Source organism: Affinundibacterium nitidum, from assembly GCF_014284155.1.
Classification (GTDB): Bacteria; Pseudomonadota; Gammaproteobacteria; order Burkholderiales; family Burkholderiaceae_D; genus Undibacterium; species Undibacterium nitidum.
This window is the reverse complement of record NZ_JACOFZ010000009.1, coordinates 14,945-35,682: the sequence shown is the minus strand read 5'-3', so window position 1 is coordinate 35,682 and position 20,738 is coordinate 14,945. Positions and strand designations below refer to the sequence as shown.

Genomic DNA, 20,738 nt, shown 5'->3' with positions numbered 1-20,738 from the left:
ATACCACTTAAATACCTATTGACATCCACTATAGAAGCACATAAAGTGTTTCTATTGCAGAGAGCAGCCGCGAAGGCGACTAAACTGATCTCTTGATTGGCATTTTTTAGGTGGCATCGTGAAAGACTCTATACCAGTGTACTACCAATATTTCATCGGCGTGGACGGCGGCGGAACAGGAACGCGAGTTCTTGTGGTGAATGCTGAGGGGCAGGAGATTGCACGTGGTAATGCTGGGCCATCGGGATTGATGCATGGCGCTGAAGCAGCGTGGAAAGCGATTTTAAGTGCGATTACGCAAGCTTTCCAGCAAGCAAATTTGGCGCTTCCGCCCTTATCTGTCATGGCGGTTGGATGTGGTTTGGCAGGTGTCAATAACCGCCAATGGGCGAGCGAGTTTATCGCTGCCAATCCAGGTGTGGCAGGGCTAGCCGTCGAAACTGATGCTGGTACAACCTTATTGGGAGCGCATCAAGGCCAACCGGGTGCCATTATTGCTCTTGGTACTGGTAGTGTCGGTGAAGTGATGCAAGCGGATGGTAGTCGTCGAGAAGTCGGAGGTTGGGGTTTTCCATCTAGCGATGAGGCGAGTGGCGCATGGATGGGTTTGCGTGCGATTAATCATTTGCAGCACGCACTCGATGGGCGAGCTTCAATGGATGAATTTGCGCAGGCTTTATTGAATTTTTGTGGTGGAACGCGTGACGCCGTTTTTGCCTGGCTAGCACAAGCAAATCAAACCAAGTTCGCGCAATTAGCACCTTTGGTGCTTGAATTTGCTGAAAAAAGTGGCAGAGCGAAAAATATTTTATTGGAAGCTGGTATTGAAGTAGAAAAAATGGCGAATGCCCTCGATCCCTCTGGTACGATACCAGTTGCATTATGCGGTGGTCTTGCTGAAGCAATCTGGTCTTATCTACCTGAGCGTTTGTTGCAACGTGTGACTAAACCAAAAGGTGACTCCGCCCTTGGTGCCCTCATTTTGGCCAAAAGCCAATTGTTGAAATCGTAGTTCAACGCACTAGATTGAAGGAAAACAGAAATATGTTGGCTCAGCTACTTGATTTTAAGCCCGATGGAGATAGTTCAACGCCGTTGTACTTACAACTGGCGAATAAGCTGGCAAACGGTATTCATAATGGCTATTGGCAGCCAGATGAAGCCCTGCCTTCGGAACGTATGTTAGCGGAAACTTTGGATATTTCCCGAGTTACTGCGCGTAAAGCGATTGAGATGTTATGTGAGCGCGGATTACTGACTCGCAAACACGGTTCTGGTACGTACATCACGCCAAAGTTGGAGCAACCATTGTCGCGCTTGACCAACTTTAGTGAAGAGTTGCGTCAACGCGGTTTTATGCCAGGCTCGCAGTGGCTGTCACGTGATACAGGCGTGGCTTCTCCAGAAGAAATTTTGTCATTGGGCTTGTCGCCTCATTCTGTAGTATCGCGCTTAAAGCGTTTGCGTACGGCCGATAACGTGGTGATGGCAATCGAGAGTTCGACCATTCCCAATATTTATTTGCCGAATCCAAAATTGGTAACCGACAGTCTATATGGTCATTTGGAGATCAATAACGTCGCGCCGACTCGCGCTTTGCAGCATATTCGCGCTGTTAGTGCGACAGCAGAACAAGCAAAGCTAATTGGTTTGAAACAGGGTACAGCGATGCTGTTGATCACACGCGTTGGTTATCTGGCGAATGGTGCGGCGGTGGAATTAACGCATTCTTATTGCCGTAGCGATTATTACGACTTTGTAGTGGAGCTGTTTAGATGAATTCAAGTGGGCAAGCAATGCAACAAGTCAGTGGAAATATCTTAACCCCAGAGGGTTGGATTAAAGGTGAACTGCAATTCACTGACAAGATTCGTGCGATTCAAGGTGAGGCAACTCTGCCTGAGTCCAACGAAGACTGCTACATCTTGCCTGGTTTTATTGATCTCCACGTACATGGCGCTGGTGGCAAAGATACGATGGAAGGCGGTGAGGCCATTAAGGTGATCTCACGTATGCATGCACGTCACGGTACGACTAGCATGTTGGCGACGACGATGACAGCGCCGATGTCTGATCTTGAAATGGCTTTGCAAGCTTTGTCAGATGTTTGTGCGAGTAGACAGACTGGTGCTGCTCGTGTGTTGGGTGTGCATCTGGAAGGGCCATACATTAATCCAGGCAAGCTTGGGGCACAGCCTGATTTTGCCCATGCCGGGTCGCTAGACCAAGTTAAAGTCTTAAACGCGATTGCACCTATTAAGCTGATTACTCTTGCGCCAGAAGTTGAAGGTAATTTGGCCATTGTGAGTCAATTGACTGCGCTCGGTATGCGCGTTCAATTAGGGCACACACTTGGCACCTACGAAGATGGTGTCGCCGCGATGGAAAATGGCGCAACCAGTTTCACTCATCTCTACAACGCGATGTCGCGTTTGGATCATCGTGCGCCCGGTATGGTGGGGGCAGCCTTGGCTCATGCGACCTATGCAGAAATTATTCCTGATCTATTACACGTCCATGCAGGCGCAATCAAAACGGCTCTGCGTGCGATTCCTAAATTGTACTGCGTCACTGACTCTACATCCGCTTCAGGCATGCCTGATGGCGAGTATATGTTGGGACGTCAAGTAGTCCATAAATGTCTGGGCGGTGTACGTCTTGCAGATGGAACTCTGGCAGGCAGTACCTTGACTATGGATCAGGCATTAAGAAATTTAGTCAAAATTGGTTTAGAACTGGACGATGCTTCAAAGCGTGTTTCTACTTACGCAGCAGATTTTTTAGGTTTATCTGATCGCGGACGTTTGCAGGCCGACGCGTATGCCGACCTGGTAGTTCTTGATCGTGACTTAAATCTGATCGCTGTTTATATAGAAGGAGAGAAAATTGACCTCAAAGATGCTTAAGGAAGCGTGTTCCTCAGGAGAATTCGTTGCTGCGCAATTGGCGCATGATGGTGAAAGATTAGCTGAGCTTGGAAAGTACTTGCGTGCTACTCCACCGTCCTCAGTTGTAACGATCGCGCGTGGAAGTTCAGATCATGCTGCAAACTATGCCGCATATTTGATTATGTCTCGTCTAGGTCATATCGTTGCTTCGCTGCCGATGTCTCTTGTCACGTTAAATAGTGCTCCCTTACACGTGCGTAATGCCTTAGCAATTGCGATTTCACAATCGGGACAAAGCCCTGACGTGGTTGAGCCGATTCGATTCTTCCGTGAAGGTGGTGCGTCGACTGTCGCTTTGGTCAATGACGCAAACTCCCCCCTCGCGAATGCAGCGCAATGGACCATGCCTTTGCATGCAGGACCTGAACTAAGCGTAGCAGCGACCAAGAGTTTTATTACTTCATTGGTTGCAGGCGCGCGCCTTGCCGGCCATTGGCAGAATGATGCTGGCTTCCTAGCTGGCATCGAAGAATTGCCGCAAGTACTAGAAGCAGCCACTAAACTCGATTGGTCCAATGCTCTCGATGTACTGGTTCCCGCGGAGCGCATCATGGTGGTTGGACGCGGTATTAGTTTTTCCGTTGCCTTGGAATCGGCATTGAAGTTCAAGGAAACTTCTGTGATTCAAGCGGAAGCATTTAGCGGTGCAGAAATCAAGCATGGCCCAATGGCCTTGATCGATGATGGCTATCCATTGTTAATTTTCGCAACACGTGGTCCAACACAGGCAGGTCTCATTGCCTTGGCAGAAGAAATGCGTGGTCGTGGTGCGAATGTGTTGTTAGCAGCGCCTGCTGACGTGAAAGAACGCAATTTGACTTTGGCAACTGCAGCCACACCAGATCTCGACCCAATCGCAGCAATACAGTCCTTTTACGTGATGGCAGCGCATTTATCAGTTGCACGTGGCTTAGATCCAGATAAACCACGTCACTTGAGTAAAGTAACAAAGACTAATTAGTGTGTCCTTTGCCTGACGGGGAAAGTGTGGGGCCGGTACTCGTCAGGCATATTTTTTGACACGTGATACTAAGACATATCTGCTGAGCTCCTCGCTTTCACACTTCCTTGTGTGAAAGCGCTACGAAACGTAGGCTCATGCACTCATGATGGATAAGTGAAATGAAGTTTCGGCGGCTCTTTTTATGTGCCTTCTCGCTAGCCTTGGTTCTGCTGTGGAATCTCGCTAGTGCCGCTGACTCATCTACTGCACGTCGCCAAAAAATAGAGTTTTGGACGATGAGTCTGAAGCCTAAATTTATTCCTTACTTTCAAAGTCTCGTTAAAGAATACGAGCGCATGCATCCGCAGGTGCAGATTGAGTGGGTTGATTTTCCTTGGGATATCCTGCAACTTAAACTAATCACGTCGATTGCCGCAGGAACGCCTCCGTCTTTGGTGAATCTCAGTGTGCCATGGGCTGAGGAGATGGCGCGCGATGGCTTGTTACAGCCAGTCGATCGCCTGATGCCGATCTCCAATCCTTATACCCAAGGTGCGCTGAACGACGTACGTTTCGCAGGCAAGCTCTACGCTTTCCCTCATTATAGTAACGTCAATGTGGTCGCCTATAATCGCCACATATTAAATGCGGCAGGTCTTACCGCGGCGCCCAAGACGATGGATGACTTGTTGGCTTATGCGCGCCAGATTTATGCGACGACTGGTAAAGCGGGATATGCGCCCGCTTTAGGTAAAATCGATGGTTTCATGATGCAAGAAGGGCTTCCCTTAATCGTCAACGGCAAGGCTGTGTTTAATTCGCCTGCGCACATGGCCTTAATTGCAAAACTGAAACAGACTTATCAAGCGAATGGTTTTTTGAAAGATAAGTTATTCGCAGAGGATAATTTTCCAGCAGTGGTCGATGCCTATCTCGGTGGACGTCTCGGTATGATGGTTTCTGCGCCCACCGCGTTGCGACGTATCCAAGCTGATTCAAAAGATATCTATGCGCAAACGGATATCTTTCCTGCGCCGATTGGCCCCACTGGTATTGCAGATGGTGGCTGGATGTTCAATTTTGCGATCCCTAAAGGTGTACCTGCTGAAAAACTGCCCGCAGTCGCTGAGTTCGCTCTGTTCTTAACTAATGATGTTAATCAATTGGCTTTCGCCAAGATCGCTAACGTCATGCCTACCACTAAGAAAGCTTTAGCGGATCCACATTTCCAGAGTTTGGGTACACAAGCGAAGCAAGGTGCTGCAGAAAAAGCACAAACAGTTGCCGCAAACTCGATGGAGTATTCTCGTAGTTTATATGTCGCTGGCATCGACGATTATGATGAATTGCGTCGCTTCTTAGTCAAAGCAGTAGAGGCAAGTGTCACTGGTAAACGCGATGCACAGACTGCCATGGATGAGGCCGTCGCAATCTGGAATAAAAAATTGGTGGGGACAAGATGATTGCTATTGTCGCCTCTTTTATACGACGTCATCAGTTGAGTGCCTATCTGTTTCTAGCCCCGGCTTTATTGCTGATTGCCTTATTCGGATTTTGGCCCGTGCTATACGGTTCGTATTTGAGTTTTACGGATTACAGCTTGGTGCGAGAGACACACTTCGTTGGCGTTGCGAATTATCGCTACATTTTTGCCAATGATATGTTTTTGACTGGCTTAAAAAATTCCATTCTGTTTCTGCTGATCGTGCCCGTGATTCAGATCTGCGCGATCAGTTTAGCGGTTCTAGTGAATCGTCAAATACCAGGGATGCGTTTCTTTCGTGCGGCATACTATGTACCAGTGGTAACCACGGTATCTGTCGTGGGTATCATGTGGGGTTTCATGTTTCATGAGCAGGGCGCGTTGAACTATGTGCTGCTTCAGCTCCATGCCATCAATGCGCCAATCGGATGGTTATCGGACGATAGTATCGCCTTGTTCGCCATTATGTTTGTTTCACTGTGGCGTGGCCTCGGATGGTATATGGTGATGTATCTTGCCGCCTTGCAATCGATCCCTTCTGAGATGCAAGAGGCGGCGGTGCTAGACGGTGCAAATGCCTGGCAGCGATTTTGGAAAATCACCGTGCCCATGTTAATGCCAACCATCATGGTATGCAGCATCATGTCGCTGTTGGCGGCACTTAAGGCTTATCAAGAAGTGGATGTGCTGACCCAAGGTGGGCCGATGAATTCAACCTTCACCGCTTTATATTACGCCTATGATCAGGGATTAAAACATTTGAAATTGCCGCGTGGTCTAGCGGCGAGTTTTGTAGTGTCCTTGGTATGTATGTCGATCGCAATTCTATGTCTGCGCTACCTGAAGCCACGTCATCGCTAGGCAAAAAACAGATCAATATTTTTAGACCATATTTTTTGATAGATACTCCTAAATACGACATGATGCAATTTAAGTTAAGACGGCAAATGCTTCAATCGCTGACACGCTATGTGCTGCTGTCTGTGATCGCACTGCTATGCATCTTTCCATTTTGGTGGACCTTGGTGGTAGCGATCTCGACCGAAGGAAATATCTTCGAGTTTCCACCAAGCTTTACGCCTCAAGCAATCAGTTTAGAAAATTTTGCTGAAGTGTTTCGGGTGATACCTATTTTCTCTTTCTATAAAAACTCATTTCTGATCACGATATCTACAGTTGTTTGGAAATTAGTATTTTGTTCTCTAGCTGCCTATCCGTTATCTCGCATGAAGTTTAGCGGAAAGAAATTAATCTTCGGATTAATTTTGGCGACTATGGTGTTACCTTCTGAGGTTAATTTTCTGGTTAACTTCATCACGATGACGCAGATGGGTTTGGTGAATACGTATACGGCCGTGATTTTGCCGAATGTGGTGAATGCGGTATCGATACTCTTGTTAAAGCAAGCCTTCGATGAAGTACCGCAAGATTTGATTGACGCCGCTCGTGTCGATGGCGCGTCTGAGTGGATTATTTTTTTAAAGATCGTCTTGCCTTTAATTACACCATGGCTGGCGACTGTGGGCATACTGTCCGCAGTGGAAGCTTGGAACGAATACATTTGGCCCTCTATTGTGTTGAGTAAGCCAGAGGATTTTCCATTGTCGGCTGGCGTGCTTTACTTGCGAGGCACTTACGGCAGCAGCACGAGGGTAATTGCTGCAGGTACGATTTTGACAGTGGCACCAATTTTGGTAGCATTTTTATTGACACAACGATTTTTTATGCGTGGCATGGATGGGGCAGTGAAATGAGTGAGCAAACACAAGCAATGACGAAAACAATTATTAGTCGGGAAGAGGCGCGCAAGATCGCAGGACAATCTATTATGATCCGCATGCCAGGGACGAGTTTAGAGCCCGAAGTTGCGCAGTATCTGCGCGATAATCACATTCGAGCAATTTGTCTGTTCCGTCAAAATATGGTGAATCAAGAGCAGTTGGCGAAATTCACCGCTGATCTACGCTCAGTGATGGGGCCAGATGCCTTGATTGGCATCGACCAGGAAGGTGGTGCAGTAGTACGTTCGACTTGGGTACCTCAGCCACCTGCAGCGATGTCCTTGGGCGCGAGCGATGATGCGGAACTGGCGCGCGAAGTTGGTGCGGCAGTAGCGCGCAGTGTGAAGTCGCTCGGTTTCAATTGGAATTTTGCACCAGTGCTGGACCTGAATAATAATGTCAATAATCCAGTGATTTCGGAGCGATCCTTCGGCGCAGAACCTGCCAAAGCTGTGCGATTGGCCAGCGCTTGGATGGAAGGTAGTTTGTCGGAAGGCGTCGCTTGTTGCGTCAAACATTTTCCTGGGCATGGTGACACTCATGTTGATTCGCATCGCGATTTGCCCGAAGTGAATAAGTCGCGTGCACAACTCGACGCACTGGAATTAGCGCCATTTCAAGCGGCAGCGAAACATGCGCCAGCGATGATGACAGCACACATCGTGTATCCACAACTAGACGCTGAGAATCCAGCAACCATGTCACCCAAGATCCTGACTGGGATATTACGTGACGAGTGGAATTATCATGGTGTCGTGATTACCGACGGTATGGATATGCATGCTATCGCTGGAAGATACGGTGTCGGTAACGCAGCAGTGCGTGCCCTCGCCGCAGGTGCCGATATGGTGATGGCTTTAGGAACCCGCGAGACCCAGCTGGAAACACTGGAGGCACTCACGGACGCTATCGAAAACGGTCAAATTCCATACGCTGAGCTGCAAAAGAAATTGGCACGAGTGGAAAAATTGGCGCAAGACTATCCTTGTCAGCAAAGTGAATACACGCAACAACAGGATACTGAAGATCGCGCGTTAATGGCACGTGCTTGGAAGCGTGGCTTGACGGCCTATCGCCAAGCACATTCACCTGCACCTGGCGGTAAGGTGCGGCTTGTGATTAGTGCAGATGTGGTCAGTGATGGAGTCTCTGAAGCAGGTATCTCTGCGGATAAAGTGGCGGCGATGCTATCGCAGATTTATGATCTTGAGACGACTACCTTCGCTGATGCAAAGACCTTCGATTGGAATCAGGTTCCTCAAGATGGACGTTTCGTTATCTTGGCTTCAACGGTCAGAATCCGTTATAACGAGCATGCTCGTCAAACCTGGAAACCTGATTTGCATTTGGTACTATGGAATCCCTTCCAGACACTCGATATCGATGCACCCGCCTTAATAACTTATGGCTTCGCGCCTCCGGCAATTGAGGCGGTCGCATCATGGTTACGTGGTGAAACTGAAGCTAACGGTCACGTGCCAGTACCGAATTTTGACCAATTGAATTGATTGGATACAGTTCAATGACACAGGTTCGACTACGTCAGATTCGTAAGCAATATGCCGATGGTACTGAAGTAATTCATGGAGTTGACCTAGATATTCACGATGGTGAATTCATGGTTTTTGTGGGACCCTCCGGTTGTGGTAAATCAACGCTGTTACGTATGATCGCAGGATTGGAAGATATTAGCGGTGGTGAACTTCATCTAGACGGAATGCTAGCAAATGACATTGCGCCAGCAAAACGTGGCTTAGCAATGGTATTTCAATCCTATGCTTTGTATCCCCATATGTCGGTTTTCGACAATATGGCGTTTAGTCTCAAGATGGCAGGGCAGAGTAAGGTAAGCATTGAAAGCGCAGTGCAGAAGGCCGCTGCCATCTTGCAGATTGAACACCTGCTTGATCGGAAACCGAAGGACCTTTCTGGCGGACAGAGACAACGCGTAGCGATTGGACGGGCCATTGTGCGGCAGCCGAAGTTGTTTTTGTTTGACGAACCTTTATCGAATCTCGACGCTAGTTTGAGAGTGCAGATGCGTATCGAGTTAAGCCGACTGCATCAAGAACTTCAAACAACAATGATCTACGTTACACACGATCAAGTTGAAGCGATGACGCTAGGACAGCGTATTGTGGTGTTTAATGGCGGACGTATAGAACAAGTTGGCAAACCGCTTGAGCTCTATGAAAAACCAGCCAATTTGTTTGTAGCTGGTTTTTTGGGCGCGCCAAAAATGAATCTCCTGCCAGTCATGGTAGAGCGGGTCGAAGGAGATGTGGTTGTTCTAAAAATTGCTAGCGGTGATTTGATTCACATCGAAACAAGCACGTTGGATTCTATCCCCCAAGTTGGGCGCAGTTATACTTTGGGATGTCGGGCTGAACATGTTTCTATGTTGGAAAGTCAAAGTAACACGGGGCTGAACGTCGTGTGTCAGTTTGTTGAACACCTCGGTGATAGTTGTATCGTGTACGCATCTCTGCAGGATGGGATGACCGTAGCAATGAAATCACAACAATTGCATCGTGTCCCCAAGAGTGGCGGTCATTTCACTTTGTCTTTCGATCGCAAACATGTACATTTATTTGATTCAGTTGGCGCAAGGATTTAAGCTTCGCTGTTCGGGCGGGTAGCAACAAAGATTGAAAAAAAGCCTCGTACATTAATGTACGAGGCTTTTTTGCAATCCTAGTTTGTGAAACTACACCGTGGTCGTTTTTTCTTGATCTTTGATTTTCAAGAAGCGACACAAAATTAGTACCGGTATCGCAGAGATCAGAACCCAAATGAAAAACTGTTGGTAGCCGAGCGCGGTTTGTACTTTGCCACTAATCATTTTTGGAATTACCAGGCCCAATTGCATAACACCAGTGGCTAGAGCGTAGTGCGCTGTTTGGTACTTACCCACCGCAACCACTTGCATCATGAAAAGAATCAATCCGACGAAGCCGAAACCATAACCAAACATTTCTAAGCTTAATGCTGCACCAACAATGCTTAAGTTATCTGGAAGAGTGGCGCTGAGGTAGAAGAATACGAGGTTTGGCAAATTCATTGCGATGATGAGCCAAGGTAATGCCCGACGTAGACCCAACCAGGCCGCGAAATACCCACCGAGGATACTGCCGCCGATGAAAGCAATGGTTCCTGCAGTGCCATAAACAACTCCAACTTGTTCATTGCTTAAACCGAGTCCACCGTTGGCGCGTAGTTCTTTTAGGAATAGGGGGCCAATGGTTTGTATTTGTCCTTCACCAGCGCGAAATAAGAGAATGAAGGCGATAGCAAGCCAGATTCCAGGTTTTGAGAAGAAATCTTTGATAACGTCTATAGAAGTGTTGAAAACACTGCTCATCGATTCTTGCTTCGCGTTTGACTGTGCATTTGGCAAGGACCAACTGTGGTAAAGCGCAATCGCGATCAACATAGCCCCCAAGAGACCGAATACGATTGCCCACGCTTGTGCAGGGGGCATACTCTTCTCTAAGTGTCCTGCGAGTATGACTAAGCCACCAAGGGATATAAATTTCGCTGCATTGTAAAACGCGCCTTGCCAGCCTGCGTAAGCAGCCTGCTGTTTGTTGCTAAGGCTAGCGATGTACAAGCCATCAGCAGCGATGTCGTGCGTCGCAGAAGCAATAGCAACCAATCCTAACAATGCAATGCTGATCGCAAAGTAGTTGGGTAGTTGCATTGAGAGAGCCACTAGGCCGAGGCTTATGCCACCGATAAGTTGAAACGCGATGACCAACAATTTCTTGCTTCTCACCGCTTCAAGGAAGGGACTCCACAAAGGTTTAAAAACCCAAGCGAAACCTATCATGCCCGTCCAATATGCGATTTCATCATTGGAGACACCTAAACTTTTATACATCAGTCCGGCAACGAGTGCGACCGCGAAATAAGGGAGGCCTTCAGCAAGATACAGAGTTGGTACCCAGCTAATGGGGGAACGTTGTTTTTCTTGTGTCATGTTGGTCGTAAAGTTGAGATCGAATGGCCTGATGGATACCTTGCGACGGCAGAAAACGGCTTTGCTGGTCACGGTAGTATCGTTCAGTTGACTGAGGAATTACCTATAAATGACAAAATACTCTGGGCGATGTTGGCGGTCAACTGGTTTTACAAAATTAATGCCACTTAAGTACCAATATACAACGTTTTTACTTTTGGTATATTTCCTAATAGCGATATTTCTATCTTGCGATCTAGAATGATTGCAAAAATCGATGCCAGTATATTTGTGTCTTGTTGTTGTTTTCGACTTAGGGCATTTACGAGACACTGGTATTGTTTAATAGTTATGTAAATTTGAGCTTGGCTTGCAGCGAAACGGCACGAAACAAAACAATTTTAGGGATATAACATGAGCGAAATACAAGCGACTTCGACACGATTGAATTCGATAGACGTTTTTCGAGGTTTGACTGTGGCAGCTATGTTGTTAGTCAATAATGCGGGTGATTGGGCACATGTTTATCCATGGTTGGAACATGCCGAATGGAATGGATGTACCCCAGCGGATTTCATATTTCCCTTCTTCCTTTTTATCGTCGGTGTGTCGCTTGAGTTCGCCATCGGGTCAAAGCTTAGTACTGTGGCCTCAGGTGATTTATGGCGATCAGCTTGCTGGCGGGCCGCAAAAATATTTGCGCTTGGCCTTGCGCTTCATGTGATCGCGATGATCTTGATTCCAGATCGTAGTTTCCGTTTGCTAGGTGTGTTGCAAAGAATTGGGATTTGTTTTTTTCTTGCTGCGACAGTACTTATCTATTTGCGCAGTACCATTGTATTGTGGGTTTTCTCCGCATTCACGCTAATAGCATATTGGTTTTTGCTTAATTCGACCGGAGGCTATCAGCCTGGCATCAATATCGTCGATCAGATCGATACCATGCTGTTGGGATCACTGGCATATCAATTTGATCCTGTCACTTTTCGAGCTCAGGAGCCAGAAGGTGTTCTGAGCAGCTTACCTGCAATGGTGAATGTTCTGCTTGGCGTAATTGCAGCACGCTTGCTACGTAACAAGTCGAAGAAGACGCTGACTCTCGTTGGCGTATCTTTAATCGGATTAGCTTATTTGTGGTCTTTTTCGATGCCTTTGAATAAGCAGTTATGGACTTCGTCATTTGTTTGCTGGACGTGCGGGTGGGGCGTTTTGTTATTGGTCTGTTTTCATTATTTGATCGATCAAAAGCAGTTACCGTCTTTGGGGCTCAGTTTTGGCGTCAACGCGATCACCGCATATGCGGCTGCTTGGGTAGTCACTTGCATCATCGCAGCAACACATGCGATGCCCTATATTTATCCTCAGTGGTTCGTTTTGGCACTCGCAAAGGCGACTAGCGAGACTTTTGCGTCCTTCTTTTTTGCTCTGTTATTTACCCTCAGCTTTGGCGCTTGGATGTATTTGCTGCGTCGTCGTGGCTGGCGGTTTTCGATTTGATATTCTGAAAAATAACACCATCATTGTTTTTTTTGCGACAAAAGCAGGTGTAAACACCCGAGTTTTACCTATACCCTGAAGAAAAGCATGCATTATGGCAATACTCTGATACGATATAGTTTCGAAGTAATGTGTTTCAGCTTTGCCAGTTTTTGAATTGATTAGATGATCTTTTCTTGAGGTATTGCATGTCAAACAAACGCATTTCCATGTCGGATATCGTGCTGGGACAGCCCCTGCAATGGGATATCTATGGCAGTGACGGCAATTTGCTATTGCGGCGTGGTTTTGTCGTGAATAGTAGTCATCAAGTTGAAGTTCTGATCGAACGTGGCCTGTATGTCGATGGCGATAAACTTGATCAATCTTCACGCGATAAGAAGATTCCCAAAGTGGTTGAGCTACCGTCGGTCCTCAGAATCATTACCGATGTACGTAGTGAATTGCGCAACTTGTCTTATAACCTTCCTGGTGAAACTGAGGCGAGGGCAAAGTTCCTCGCATTAGCAAAACAAACCGTTGTAGCGACCTTTCTCGATACTGATGTTGCGCTTGGCTGCATTTTGTTAAACCAAGAGGGAAATTATTCGGCTCGACATTGTGTTGATACTGCGGTTGTATCTATCGTCATCGGTAGAGCACTGAAGAAAAGTGAAGAGGAAATCACGATGCTGGCCGCCGCCGCGTTGACGATGAATCTCAGCATGATGCGACAACAGGAGCGATTGCAGGAAAAAAGCGATGGCTTGAGCCCTGAAGAGCAAGAACTCATTTTTCGCCATCCACAAGAAAGTGTTGACCAGCTTATTGCGGCCGGAATACGTGACGAGGGTTGGCTCAGTTGGATCTTATTTCACCATGAGAATGAAGACGGCTCTGGTTATCCTGGGAAAAAAAGAGGGCCTGAAATTCCGCAAAATGCGAAGATAATCTCAGTTGCAGATCGGTATTGCGCTCGGGTTTGTTCAAGAAGTTATCGCAAATCTTTGCTTCCTAATGCAGCGCTCAGGGATATCTTGATCGGTGGGAAGACGACGGTTGATTTAATGTTGGTGACGCTGTTTATTCGTGAACTGGGAACTTATCCGATCGGAACTTTTGTGAAGCTAGAGAATGGGGAAATCGGCGTCGTCACGAGCAAAGGGGCTACCACGACTACACCTTATGTGCACTCATTAATTGGTCCAAGGGGGGCACCTTTAACCATGCCCATTAAAAGAGATACGCAAAAACCTTTACATGCCATTAGGGAAGTTTTGCATCGGGATCAGGTACCAATTCGGTTCACAATGCGTCAACTTTGGGGTGAAATTGCAGCGCAATAATGAGATTGATTTGAGAGCTTTAACTTGCTTGGTTTAATTCCAGTGAGATGCATAGTCTAAACTTTGATGGAAAATCAAATGGATGAGAATTCAGGAAAATATTTTGATTTAGTATATGTCTATTCTGCAGAAGCTACTTTTAGTTCTGAGCTAACGACTGCGTTACGATTCTATGATCACGAAGTGGTTGGTTTCACAGATATTGACGAGTTTCGATCGGCGATTTTAATACGAGCGCCTCAAGCCGTTGTGCTTGATATTGATTCAGAGTCCGGGCAAAAAGCAAAACAAGCGATGGCGACGCGTGTGGTGACTACATTTCCTGCCATCTACGTATCATCTCGAGATGTCTTTGAAGATCGACTTGAAGCTGTGCGGGAAGGCGCTGAAGGTTATTTCATCAAGCCGATTGATGTACAAGCACTAAGCGCACGCATCAGTGAAAAGATCGCTAAAAATGCAGTGCATTCTTATCGTATTTTAGTTGTTGATGACGATGACTTTTTCCTGAGTTTTTTTGATGCCGTTTTGAGTAGCGCTGGGATGCACGTGAAGGCAATTATGGATCCCAGTCAGATCCTTGATGCTATGAAAAAATTCAAACCTGAGTTGGTATTGACTGATTTGCATATGCCACAATGCAATGGCATTGAAATGGCGAAAATCATACGTCAGAACAATCACTATTTGGATATTCCCATCGTCTTTCTTTCTTCGGAAACTGAAATGCAGAAGCAATTAGGCGCATTGGAAACGGGTGCCGATGATTTCTTGACGAAACCTATCGATCCCGAGAAATTGATCTCTTCGATTTCTAGTCGCGCTGAACGCTATCGTAACTTGCGCAAACAACGCTAGGCGAAATGATTAGGGAGTGAATAAATCACTCCCTTCGTTTTGATTAAGGATAGAAAACCGTCACGGCGTAACCTGCTGCCTTCATGGTAGTGAGTTCGAAGTGTACTTTGACGCTGCTGTCGCTATTCGCCGCAATTCCCTTCGCTACCTGTGCCTTATTCTCTAGGTATTCCTCTGGTCGGAAAATTCTTTGTAATACTGTTTTGCCGCGACTATCTTTTAATATCAATTCCACCATAGGCCATGCTTGCGTCATGGTGCTCTTATTTTGCAGTTGTAATGCAAGTGAATGAATATGCGGATCTTGATGCAGATTAAGTAACTCGGTTGAATCAACCGTAATCATATCAATTTGCGTTGGCAACATTATTTGGCAATTTAAACGTTGGCACATTTGTACAAGCCAAGGTTTAGTTTGCGGGAAATGAGCAGCAATCCCTGAACGGAAAAAATAGATGCCTTGTGCACTTGCCGTAGCCAATAAAACAGTAATGCCTAGCAGCAGCGACGCTAATTTCAGCTTGCTATAACGACGAGCTTTTTCTGCTTGAAGCATGAACTCAGGTTGTTCGTCTTCGTTCTCATTCAACTCCGGCTCAGGCTCAGGGTCTGTTGTGCTGACCGTAGGTTCTGATTGGAAAGCGGTGGCGGGTTTTGTTGAAATCGCTTCACTTTTCATCTGCGCTGTCGGCGTTTGAGAGAGCAACTGATGTAGATCTTGCTCTAGTTCTTCTTCAAGAATGGTGGCATCAGAAAATACTTGTTCGTGTTTTGAGTATTTGCTTTCGTCACCGTCGACAATCGCCGCTTGTGTTTGTAGCTCGAGTTGATTTGCTTGCGCAATTTGCTCGTTCCAAGAACGTTCGCCATCGCTTAACTCGAAATCCAGACTCGCAGTTAAGGAAGCTTGCTTGCGAATGGGTGGGGTTTCTTCGATAGGTTCCGCTGTATCTTGATGATTAGTACCAAGGTCATTTGACTCCGCTGAATCTGGCTCTTGGTCGATTGTTTCAAGTTGAGATGATGCTTGTTCTGCGAAATGCTGGTCGTCGTCGGCAGCAAATGAACTTGATTCTGGTAACTCAATTTGTGGAGAAAAAGAAGCAAGTTTTTCTTGAAATAGCGCAATATCGTCTAATTCTTGTTGAGTAGGCGGTGGCTCAATAGCCGTTTCATTCACCTCAGTTGGTGCGACTTCAACGGTTTCAGATTCCGAAAAAAGATCTTGTTCACGATGCGTATTTTCGGGCGAATTAATGTCAGGGGTGAAAGATTCTGAATATTCTGATAGTGGTGTCTCAGAACTTGAGACGTCCTCAAAATTGAGACTGTCGTCTGTTAGACTCTCCGTTGCCGACTGTTTGTCTGTTGTTACGTTTTGCTCGCCTTCAGTAGCAGCAGAAAACGCCTGTTCGTGTTTGTTTTCTTCTTTTTCTGTCGTGACATCAATTATCGACGCTGAACTATCTGAATATAAAGCGGTGGTCTGCCTTGAATTTGTCTCGTCTTGTGATGCCAAGCTACTGTCAATTGAAGTCGGTGGCTTGCGCGGTTCTTCGCCTGGTTCTAATAAATGTTCAATACCGTTAAAGGTCTGCTTACAGGCACCGCAACGGACCATGCCCGCATGTAGCTTAAGCTGGTCGTTGGCAACACGAAAGCTAGTGTAGCAATGTGGGCATTGGGTTGCGAGTGCCATGATCTATTCCTAAACGTTTAAGCGATTGCTTTATGGCCGTGCAAGGCGACCCAGCCTTCGCGCTCTTGCCAAACGCTTAGTTCAATAAATGGTGCGTATGCAGCAGCAACTTCTTCGGCTTGGCGCGCCAAAACGCCAGATAACACGAGTGCACCACCTGCCTTCACGCGACCGGATAACATAGGCGCCATTAACTTGAGTGGGCTAGACAAAATATTTGCAACTACTACGTCAAATTGATGTGTCGTTGGATATTGTTCGCTAAATGGTTCGGGCAATGCGAATTCGATTTCGCATTGATTTTTCTCGGCGTTGAAATTCGCGGACTCGATCGCTTGTGGATCGATGTCGACGCCAACAACATGTTTTGCCTCTAATTTTTTGGCGACCATGGCCAATATTCCAGAGCCACAGCCATAATCAAGTACCGTTAGGTCTTGCGGCGCATTCGCTTCTAACCATTCCATGCACAAGCGTGTTGTTGGATGACTCCCTGTACCGAAGGCAAGGCCTGGATCAAGTTCGAGTACCAGAGCATTGGTATCGGGGGCATCATGCCAGCTCGGCACAACCCAAATATTTTTGCCGATATGGATAGGTTCGAATTGTGATTGCGTCAATCGAACCCAGTCTTGTTCTTCCACTTTGCGTGTGGTGTAGCTTGGCACTGTCGTTAATTGTATGCTCGCCGCAGCATCTGCCACGATGGCTTGGTGATCTGCATCGATTTCTGCGAGGGCGACTACACGGCTACGTTCCCACGCATGTTCGCTAGGCTCCATTCCAGGCTCACCGAACAGTGGTTTTTCGGCATCTGTACCTTCGTCAGCGTCTTCGACCGATACCGACAAAGCGCCGACTTCCATCAATGCATCGGATAGATTTTCCGCATGATCGCGTGCGATTTCAATAATAATTTCTACCCAAGCCATGGTGTTCTTTCGTGTTCAAGTGTGTGACGTCATTGCTATCAGCGTCAGTTTAAATCAAAAAACGCGATTGAATATGAAATCTCAATCGCGTTATGTTCTCCGCCATAGTGCGAAGTATATGCTTCATACCAAGCGCATTACTGCGCTGGTGTACTACTTATTTTACTTATCTTTCTTCGACAGCACTGGCATATCGGCCAATTTATGCTCGAGATAATGGATGTTTGTCCCACCTTCGATGAAGCGAGCATCCACCATCAGTTCGCGATGCAAAGGGATATTCGTTTGAATTCCTTCAACCACCATTTCTGACAAAGCAATTTGCATACGACGAATCGCTTGTTCACGTGTCGAGCCATAAGAAATGACTTTACCGATCATGGAATCGTAGTTCGGTGGAACAAAGTATCCCGCGTAAGCATGCGAATCGACACGGATGCCTGGTCCACCAGGGGTGTGCCAAGTTGCGATACGACCCGGTGAAGGGGTGAACTTGAATGGATCTTCTGCATTGATACGGCATTCGATAGCATGTCCACGCAACTCGATATCTGATTGCTTAAAGCGCAGTTTCTCGCCAAAAGCAATACGGATTTGTTCTTGCACGATGTCGATTCCCGTGATCATTTCCGTAACAGGGTGTTCAACTTGAACGCGGGTATTCATTTCGATGAAGTAGAACTCGCCATTCTCATACAAGAATTCGAAAGTGCCTGCGCCGCGATAGCCGATTTTCTTACACGCATCTGCACATCGATTGCCAATTTTTTCAATCGTCTTGCGTGGGATGCCCGGCGCTGGCGCTTCCTCAATGACTTTTTGGTGACGACGTTGCATAGAGCAATCGCGCTCGCCTAACCAGACAGCGTTACCGTGTTGATCGGCCAAGATTTGGATTTCCACGTGACGTGGGTTTTCCAAGAACTTTTCCATGTAGACTTCAGGATTGCCGAACGCAGCACCGGCTTCAGTCTTAGTCATCGTCACAGCGTTCAAGAGGGCCGCTTCTGTATGCACGACACGCATACCGCGACCACCACCGCCACCGGCTGCTTTAATGATGACTGGATATCCAACTTTGCGCGCGGTTTGTACGATAACTTTAGGGTCATCTGGTAAAGCACCATCAGAACCTGGTACACAAGGAACACCTGCTTCGATCATGGCATGCTTAGCAGAGACCTTGTCACCCATGAGGCGGATGGATTCTGCACGTGGACCAATGAACACAAAGCCAGATTGTTCAACTCGTTCAGCAAAATCGGCATTTTCAGAGAGGAAGCCATAGCCTGGATGAATTGCTTGCGCGTCTGTGACTTCAGCAGCACTGATGATGGCTGGCATGCTGAGGTAACTGAGATTGGATGCAGCTGGACCGATACATACGGATTCATCTGCTAATTTGACATACTTGGCTTCACGGTCGGCTTCAGAGTGAACAACGACGGTTTTGATACCCATCTCGCGGCAAGCGCGCTGAATACGGAGAGCAATTTCGCCACGATTGGCGATCAGGATTTTTTCAAACATAATTTTTACTTTGGCAGAGGTTATAGCCTATCAGCTAAGTGGCAGAAGCATGCGCCGCATCATCAAAACAACCAGGACTATCGGCGTATATATCGTCTAGCTAGTTCTGCTTATTTCAACCAATGATGAACAAAGGCTGACCAAATTCAACTGGTTGACCATTTTCAACCAAGATTTGTTTGATGCTGCCGGAGAAATCACTTTCGATTTCATTCAATAATTTCATTGCTTCGATAATGCACAGGGTGTCACCAGAGTTAACATTTTTACCAATGTCAACAAACGGTGCGGAACCAGGCGAAGCAGCGCGGTAGAAAGTGCCGACCATTGGGGACTTAACAATGTGCCCTTCAATTGCTGGAGCCGCTGCTGGTGCAGCTGGAGCGGCCGCTGCTGCTGCAGCGACAGGTGCTGCCATCGCTTGTTGCATCTGAGGCTGCATCATGACCATTTGGCCTTGTGGTGCAGGTGCAGATTTCACGATACGAACTTTACCTTCGCCTTCGGTGACTTCCAATTCCGAAATATCGGATTCAGCAACGAGGTCGATGAGGGTCTTGAGTTTTCTTAAATCCATGTGAAATCTCCTGAAAAGAGGTGCGAAAAAGTGCGCAATTGGCGCCTTATCGGCTGTTATGGGAAAGTAAGCAATTAAAAGTTATTGTGTAAATATGAGTTAATTGCGTGAAGATGCGAGAATTTAAAGGTTTTTTAGTGCAAAGTCAATCGCCAAGCGATAGCCATCTACACCAAGCCCACAAATGACACCTTTGGCAACACTTGATAAGTAGGAATGATGACGAAAGTTCTCGCGTTGGTGAATATTCGAGATGTGTACTTCAATAAATGGGATGGCAACGCCGCTCAAAGCATCCCGCAGCGCAACACTGGTGTGTGTAAAACCGCCCGGATTAATGATGATGGCATCGATATTTTCTAGTCTCGCGGCATGAATTCGGTCGATGAGTTGACCTTCGTGGTTACTTTGATAATATTCTAAGCTGGCACCGTGTGCATTTGCCTGTTGTTGAGCTGCTGTTTCTACATCATGCAGGCTGGTAGAGCCATATACCGCCGGTTCTCTGGTCCCTAATAAATTCAAGTTGGGGCCATTAATCAAGAGGAGCTTTTGAGCCATATTGTTAGAGTATTTGCAGAAGTTAGCGGCATTTTGCCGTTAATTCGACCTGCTTGGCAAGCAAAAAAACAGGAAAAACAGATTATTTATTTCTGATTTTGACCTATTTGGTATTGAGTTTTTGAATATCTGCTTTTAACTCATCCATTTTTAGTTTGCCAAAATAACTCTTGACGATCTGACCATTGCTTGAAATGAGTACAGTGAATGGCAGTCCACCTGCTTTGTTCCCCATGGCCCCAGAGAGGGAGGTGCCTTCCATTCCTGCTGCAAATAGAGGGTAGCTAATTTGATACTTTTCAGCAAATTCAGAAATGTTGGAAGGGGAATCTATGCCAATTCCTAGTAGCTGAACGTTCTGACTTGCTAGATCTTTTTGCAAGGCAACTAATTCTGGCATTTCTTGTACACAAGGTTTGCACCAGGTTGCCCAAAAATTTACCACCAAGAATTTTGATTGCCATTGTTTCAAGGCTTGAGCCTGTCCTTTGCTATCTTTTAGGGTCAATGACATGAGTTGTTGTACTGCAGAATCGACGGGTGGCTTGGGTTCAAGCCTTTTGTTCCCTACATATGCCCCAGCAGCTGCACAGAGGATGGCAACAGTAATGCCCATCTTTAGAAAGTGTTTGTTCATTTTTATCTT

Annotated in this window: 20 protein-coding genes; 13 read left to right on the top strand and 7 right to left on the bottom strand. The window is 46.7% G+C overall.

The window, feature by feature from the left end; all coding sequences use genetic code 11:
* Positions 1 to 118 precede the first annotated feature (118 nt).
* From H8K36_RS16570 to H8K36_RS16530, 9 genes are all read left to right on the top strand, one after another.
* The gene (locus tag H8K36_RS16570; protein ID WP_329604236.1) at positions 119 to 1,012 is read left to right on the top strand and encodes a glucosamine kinase nucleotide-binding domain-containing protein; all 894 of its coding nucleotides are present in this window, start codon (positions 119 to 121) and stop codon (positions 1,010 to 1,012) included.
* A 32-nt stretch (positions 1,013 to 1,044) separates the two neighbouring features.
* Entirely contained in the window at positions 1,045 to 1,779 is a 735-nt protein-coding gene (locus H8K36_RS16565) for a GntR family transcriptional regulator (RefSeq protein ID WP_186917630.1), read from the top strand.
* Positions 1,776 to 2,906 carry an N-acetylglucosamine-6-phosphate deacetylase gene (gene nagA, locus H8K36_RS16560; RefSeq protein ID WP_230404748.1) on the top strand — a complete coding sequence of 377 codons (1,131 nt, stop codon included), beginning with the start codon at positions 1,776 to 1,778 and terminating at the stop codon, positions 2,904 to 2,906. The genes H8K36_RS16565 and nagA overlap by 4 nt, the downstream gene beginning before the upstream one ends.
* Positions 2,899 to 3,909 carry an SIS domain-containing protein gene (locus H8K36_RS16555; protein ID WP_186917707.1) on the top strand — a complete coding sequence of 337 codons (1,011 nt, stop codon included), beginning with the start codon at positions 2,899 to 2,901 and terminating at the stop codon, positions 3,907 to 3,909. Before nagA ends, H8K36_RS16555 begins: the two co-directional genes overlap by 8 nt.
* Positions 3,910 to 4,070: 161 nt before the next feature.
* Positions 4,071 to 5,354 (top strand): ABC transporter substrate-binding protein, encoded by a 1,284-nt coding sequence (locus tag H8K36_RS16550; protein ID WP_186917629.1) that lies wholly within the window; start codon positions 4,071 to 4,073, stop codon positions 5,352 to 5,354.
* Positions 5,351 to 6,235: a carbohydrate ABC transporter permease gene (locus tag H8K36_RS16545; RefSeq protein WP_186917628.1), complete on the top strand. Its 885-nt coding sequence runs from the start codon at positions 5,351 to 5,353 to the stop codon at positions 6,233 to 6,235. The genes H8K36_RS16550 and H8K36_RS16545 overlap by 4 nt, the downstream gene beginning before the upstream one ends.
* An 86-nt stretch (positions 6,236 to 6,321) precedes the next feature.
* Complete coding sequence (locus tag H8K36_RS16540; RefSeq protein WP_186917627.1) at positions 6,322 to 7,128, top strand: carbohydrate ABC transporter permease; 807 nt, start codon at positions 6,322 to 6,324, stop codon at positions 7,126 to 7,128.
* Positions 7,125 to 8,663, top strand: a complete 1,539-nt coding sequence (gene nagZ, locus H8K36_RS16535; protein WP_230404740.1) for a beta-N-acetylhexosaminidase — start codon at positions 7,125 to 7,127, stop codon at positions 8,661 to 8,663. The genes H8K36_RS16540 and nagZ overlap by 4 nt, the downstream gene beginning before the upstream one ends.
* 14 nt (positions 8,664 to 8,677) lie before the next feature.
* Entirely contained in the window at positions 8,678 to 9,772 is a 1,095-nt protein-coding gene (locus H8K36_RS16530; protein WP_186917626.1) for an ABC transporter ATP-binding protein, read from the top strand.
* A gap of 90 nt (positions 9,773 to 9,862) precedes the next feature.
* Here the strand turns inward: H8K36_RS16530 and H8K36_RS16525 are convergent, their stop codons facing one another.
* Positions 9,863 to 11,134: an MFS transporter gene (locus tag H8K36_RS16525; RefSeq protein ID WP_186917625.1), complete on the bottom strand. Its 1,272-nt coding sequence runs from the start codon at positions 11,132 to 11,134 to the stop codon at positions 9,863 to 9,865.
* On the opposite strand from H8K36_RS16525, the gene H8K36_RS16520 reads away from it, so the two are divergent.
* The 4 genes from H8K36_RS16520 to H8K36_RS16505 all read left to right on the top strand — a co-directional run bounded on the left by H8K36_RS16520 (position 11,117) and on the right by H8K36_RS16505 (position 14,793).
* Positions 11,117 to 11,305, top strand: coding sequence for a hypothetical protein (locus tag H8K36_RS16520; RefSeq protein ID WP_186917624.1), 189 nt, complete (start codon positions 11,117 to 11,119; stop codon positions 11,303 to 11,305). The genes H8K36_RS16525 and H8K36_RS16520 overlap by 18 nt on opposite strands.
* 222 nt (positions 11,306 to 11,527) lie before the next feature.
* Positions 11,528 to 12,610 (top strand): acyltransferase family protein, encoded by a 1,083-nt coding sequence (locus H8K36_RS16515; RefSeq protein ID WP_186917623.1) that lies wholly within the window; start codon positions 11,528 to 11,530, stop codon positions 12,608 to 12,610.
* 188 nt (positions 12,611 to 12,798) lie between these two features.
* Positions 12,799 to 13,935 carry an HD-GYP domain-containing protein gene (locus H8K36_RS16510; RefSeq protein ID WP_230404739.1) on the top strand — a complete coding sequence of 379 codons (1,137 nt, stop codon included), beginning with the start codon at positions 12,799 to 12,801 and terminating at the stop codon, positions 13,933 to 13,935.
* A gap of 78 nt (positions 13,936 to 14,013) precedes the next feature.
* Positions 14,014 to 14,793, top strand: a complete 780-nt coding sequence (locus tag H8K36_RS16505) for a response regulator (protein ID WP_186917622.1) — start codon at positions 14,014 to 14,016, stop codon at positions 14,791 to 14,793.
* 43 nt (positions 14,794 to 14,836) lie between these two features.
* On the opposite strand, the gene H8K36_RS16500 is transcribed toward H8K36_RS16505, so the two are convergent.
* From H8K36_RS16500 to H8K36_RS16475, 6 genes are all read right to left on the bottom strand, one after another.
* Positions 14,837 to 16,492, bottom strand: coding sequence for a DUF3426 domain-containing protein (locus tag H8K36_RS16500; protein WP_186917621.1), 1,656 nt, complete (start codon positions 16,490 to 16,492; stop codon positions 14,837 to 14,839).
* A gap of 17 nt (positions 16,493 to 16,509) precedes the next feature.
* Entirely contained in the window at positions 16,510 to 17,424 is a 915-nt protein-coding gene (gene prmA / locus H8K36_RS16495) for a 50S ribosomal protein L11 methyltransferase (RefSeq protein ID WP_186917620.1), read from the bottom strand.
* Positions 17,425 to 17,586: 162 nt separating this feature from the next.
* A complete protein-coding gene (gene accC, locus H8K36_RS16490; protein ID WP_186917619.1) occupies positions 17,587 to 18,954 on the bottom strand; it encodes an acetyl-CoA carboxylase biotin carboxylase subunit in 1,368 nt (455 codons plus the stop codon).
* A gap of 115 nt (positions 18,955 to 19,069) precedes the next feature.
* Positions 19,070 to 19,531, bottom strand: coding sequence for an acetyl-CoA carboxylase biotin carboxyl carrier protein (gene accB / locus H8K36_RS16485; RefSeq protein WP_186917618.1), 462 nt, complete (start codon positions 19,529 to 19,531; stop codon positions 19,070 to 19,072).
* Positions 19,532 to 19,654: 123 nt separating this feature from the next.
* A complete protein-coding gene (gene aroQ, locus H8K36_RS16480; protein WP_186917617.1) occupies positions 19,655 to 20,092 on the bottom strand; it encodes a type II 3-dehydroquinate dehydratase in 438 nt (145 codons plus the stop codon).
* Positions 20,093 to 20,195: 103 nt separating this feature from the next.
* Positions 20,196 to 20,729, bottom strand: coding sequence for a TlpA family protein disulfide reductase (locus tag H8K36_RS16475; RefSeq protein WP_186917616.1), 534 nt, complete (start codon positions 20,727 to 20,729; stop codon positions 20,196 to 20,198).
* Positions 20,730 to 20,738: the final 9 nt, after the last annotated feature.

Coding starts and splice junctions, on each gene's coding strand:
- H8K36_RS16565 (WP_186917630.1), top strand. CDS start 1,045: ATGTTGGCTCAGCTACTTGATTTTAAGCCCGATGGAGATAGTTCAACG.
- nagA (WP_230404748.1), top strand. CDS start 1,776: ATGAATTCAAGTGGGCAAGCAATGCAACAAGTCAGTGGAAATATCTTA.
- H8K36_RS16555 (WP_186917707.1), top strand. CDS start 2,899: ATGCTTAAGGAAGCGTGTTCCTCAGGAGAATTCGTTGCTGCGCAATTG.
- H8K36_RS16550 (WP_186917629.1), top strand. CDS start 4,071: ATGAAGTTTCGGCGGCTCTTTTTATGTGCCTTCTCGCTAGCCTTGGTT.
- H8K36_RS16545 (WP_186917628.1), top strand. CDS start 5,351: ATGATTGCTATTGTCGCCTCTTTTATACGACGTCATCAGTTGAGTGCC.
- H8K36_RS16540 (WP_186917627.1), top strand. CDS start 6,322: ATGCTTCAATCGCTGACACGCTATGTGCTGCTGTCTGTGATCGCACTG.
- nagZ (WP_230404740.1), top strand. CDS start 7,125: ATGAGTGAGCAAACACAAGCAATGACGAAAACAATTATTAGTCGGGAA.
- H8K36_RS16530 (WP_186917626.1), top strand. CDS start 8,678: ATGACACAGGTTCGACTACGTCAGATTCGTAAGCAATATGCCGATGGT.
- H8K36_RS16525 (WP_186917625.1), bottom strand. CDS start 11,134: ATGACACAAGAAAAACAACGTTCCCCCATTAGCTGGGTACCAACTCTG.
- H8K36_RS16515 (WP_186917623.1), top strand. CDS start 11,528: ATGAGCGAAATACAAGCGACTTCGACACGATTGAATTCGATAGACGTT.
- H8K36_RS16510 (WP_230404739.1), top strand. CDS start 12,799: ATGTCAAACAAACGCATTTCCATGTCGGATATCGTGCTGGGACAGCCC.
- H8K36_RS16505 (WP_186917622.1), top strand. CDS start 14,014: ATGGATGAGAATTCAGGAAAATATTTTGATTTAGTATATGTCTATTCT.
- H8K36_RS16500 (WP_186917621.1), bottom strand. CDS start 16,492: ATGGCACTCGCAACCCAATGCCCACATTGCTACACTAGCTTTCGTGTT.
- prmA (WP_186917620.1), bottom strand. CDS start 17,424: ATGGCTTGGGTAGAAATTATTATTGAAATCGCACGCGATCATGCGGAA.
- accC (WP_186917619.1), bottom strand. CDS start 18,954: ATGTTTGAAAAAATCCTGATCGCCAATCGTGGCGAAATTGCTCTCCGT.
- accB (WP_186917618.1), bottom strand. CDS start 19,531: ATGGATTTAAGAAAACTCAAGACCCTCATCGACCTCGTTGCTGAATCC.
- aroQ (WP_186917617.1), bottom strand. CDS start 20,092: ATGGCTCAAAAGCTCCTCTTGATTAATGGCCCCAACTTGAATTTATTA.
- H8K36_RS16475 (WP_186917616.1), bottom strand. CDS start 20,729: ATGAACAAACACTTTCTAAAGATGGGCATTACTGTTGCCATCCTCTGT.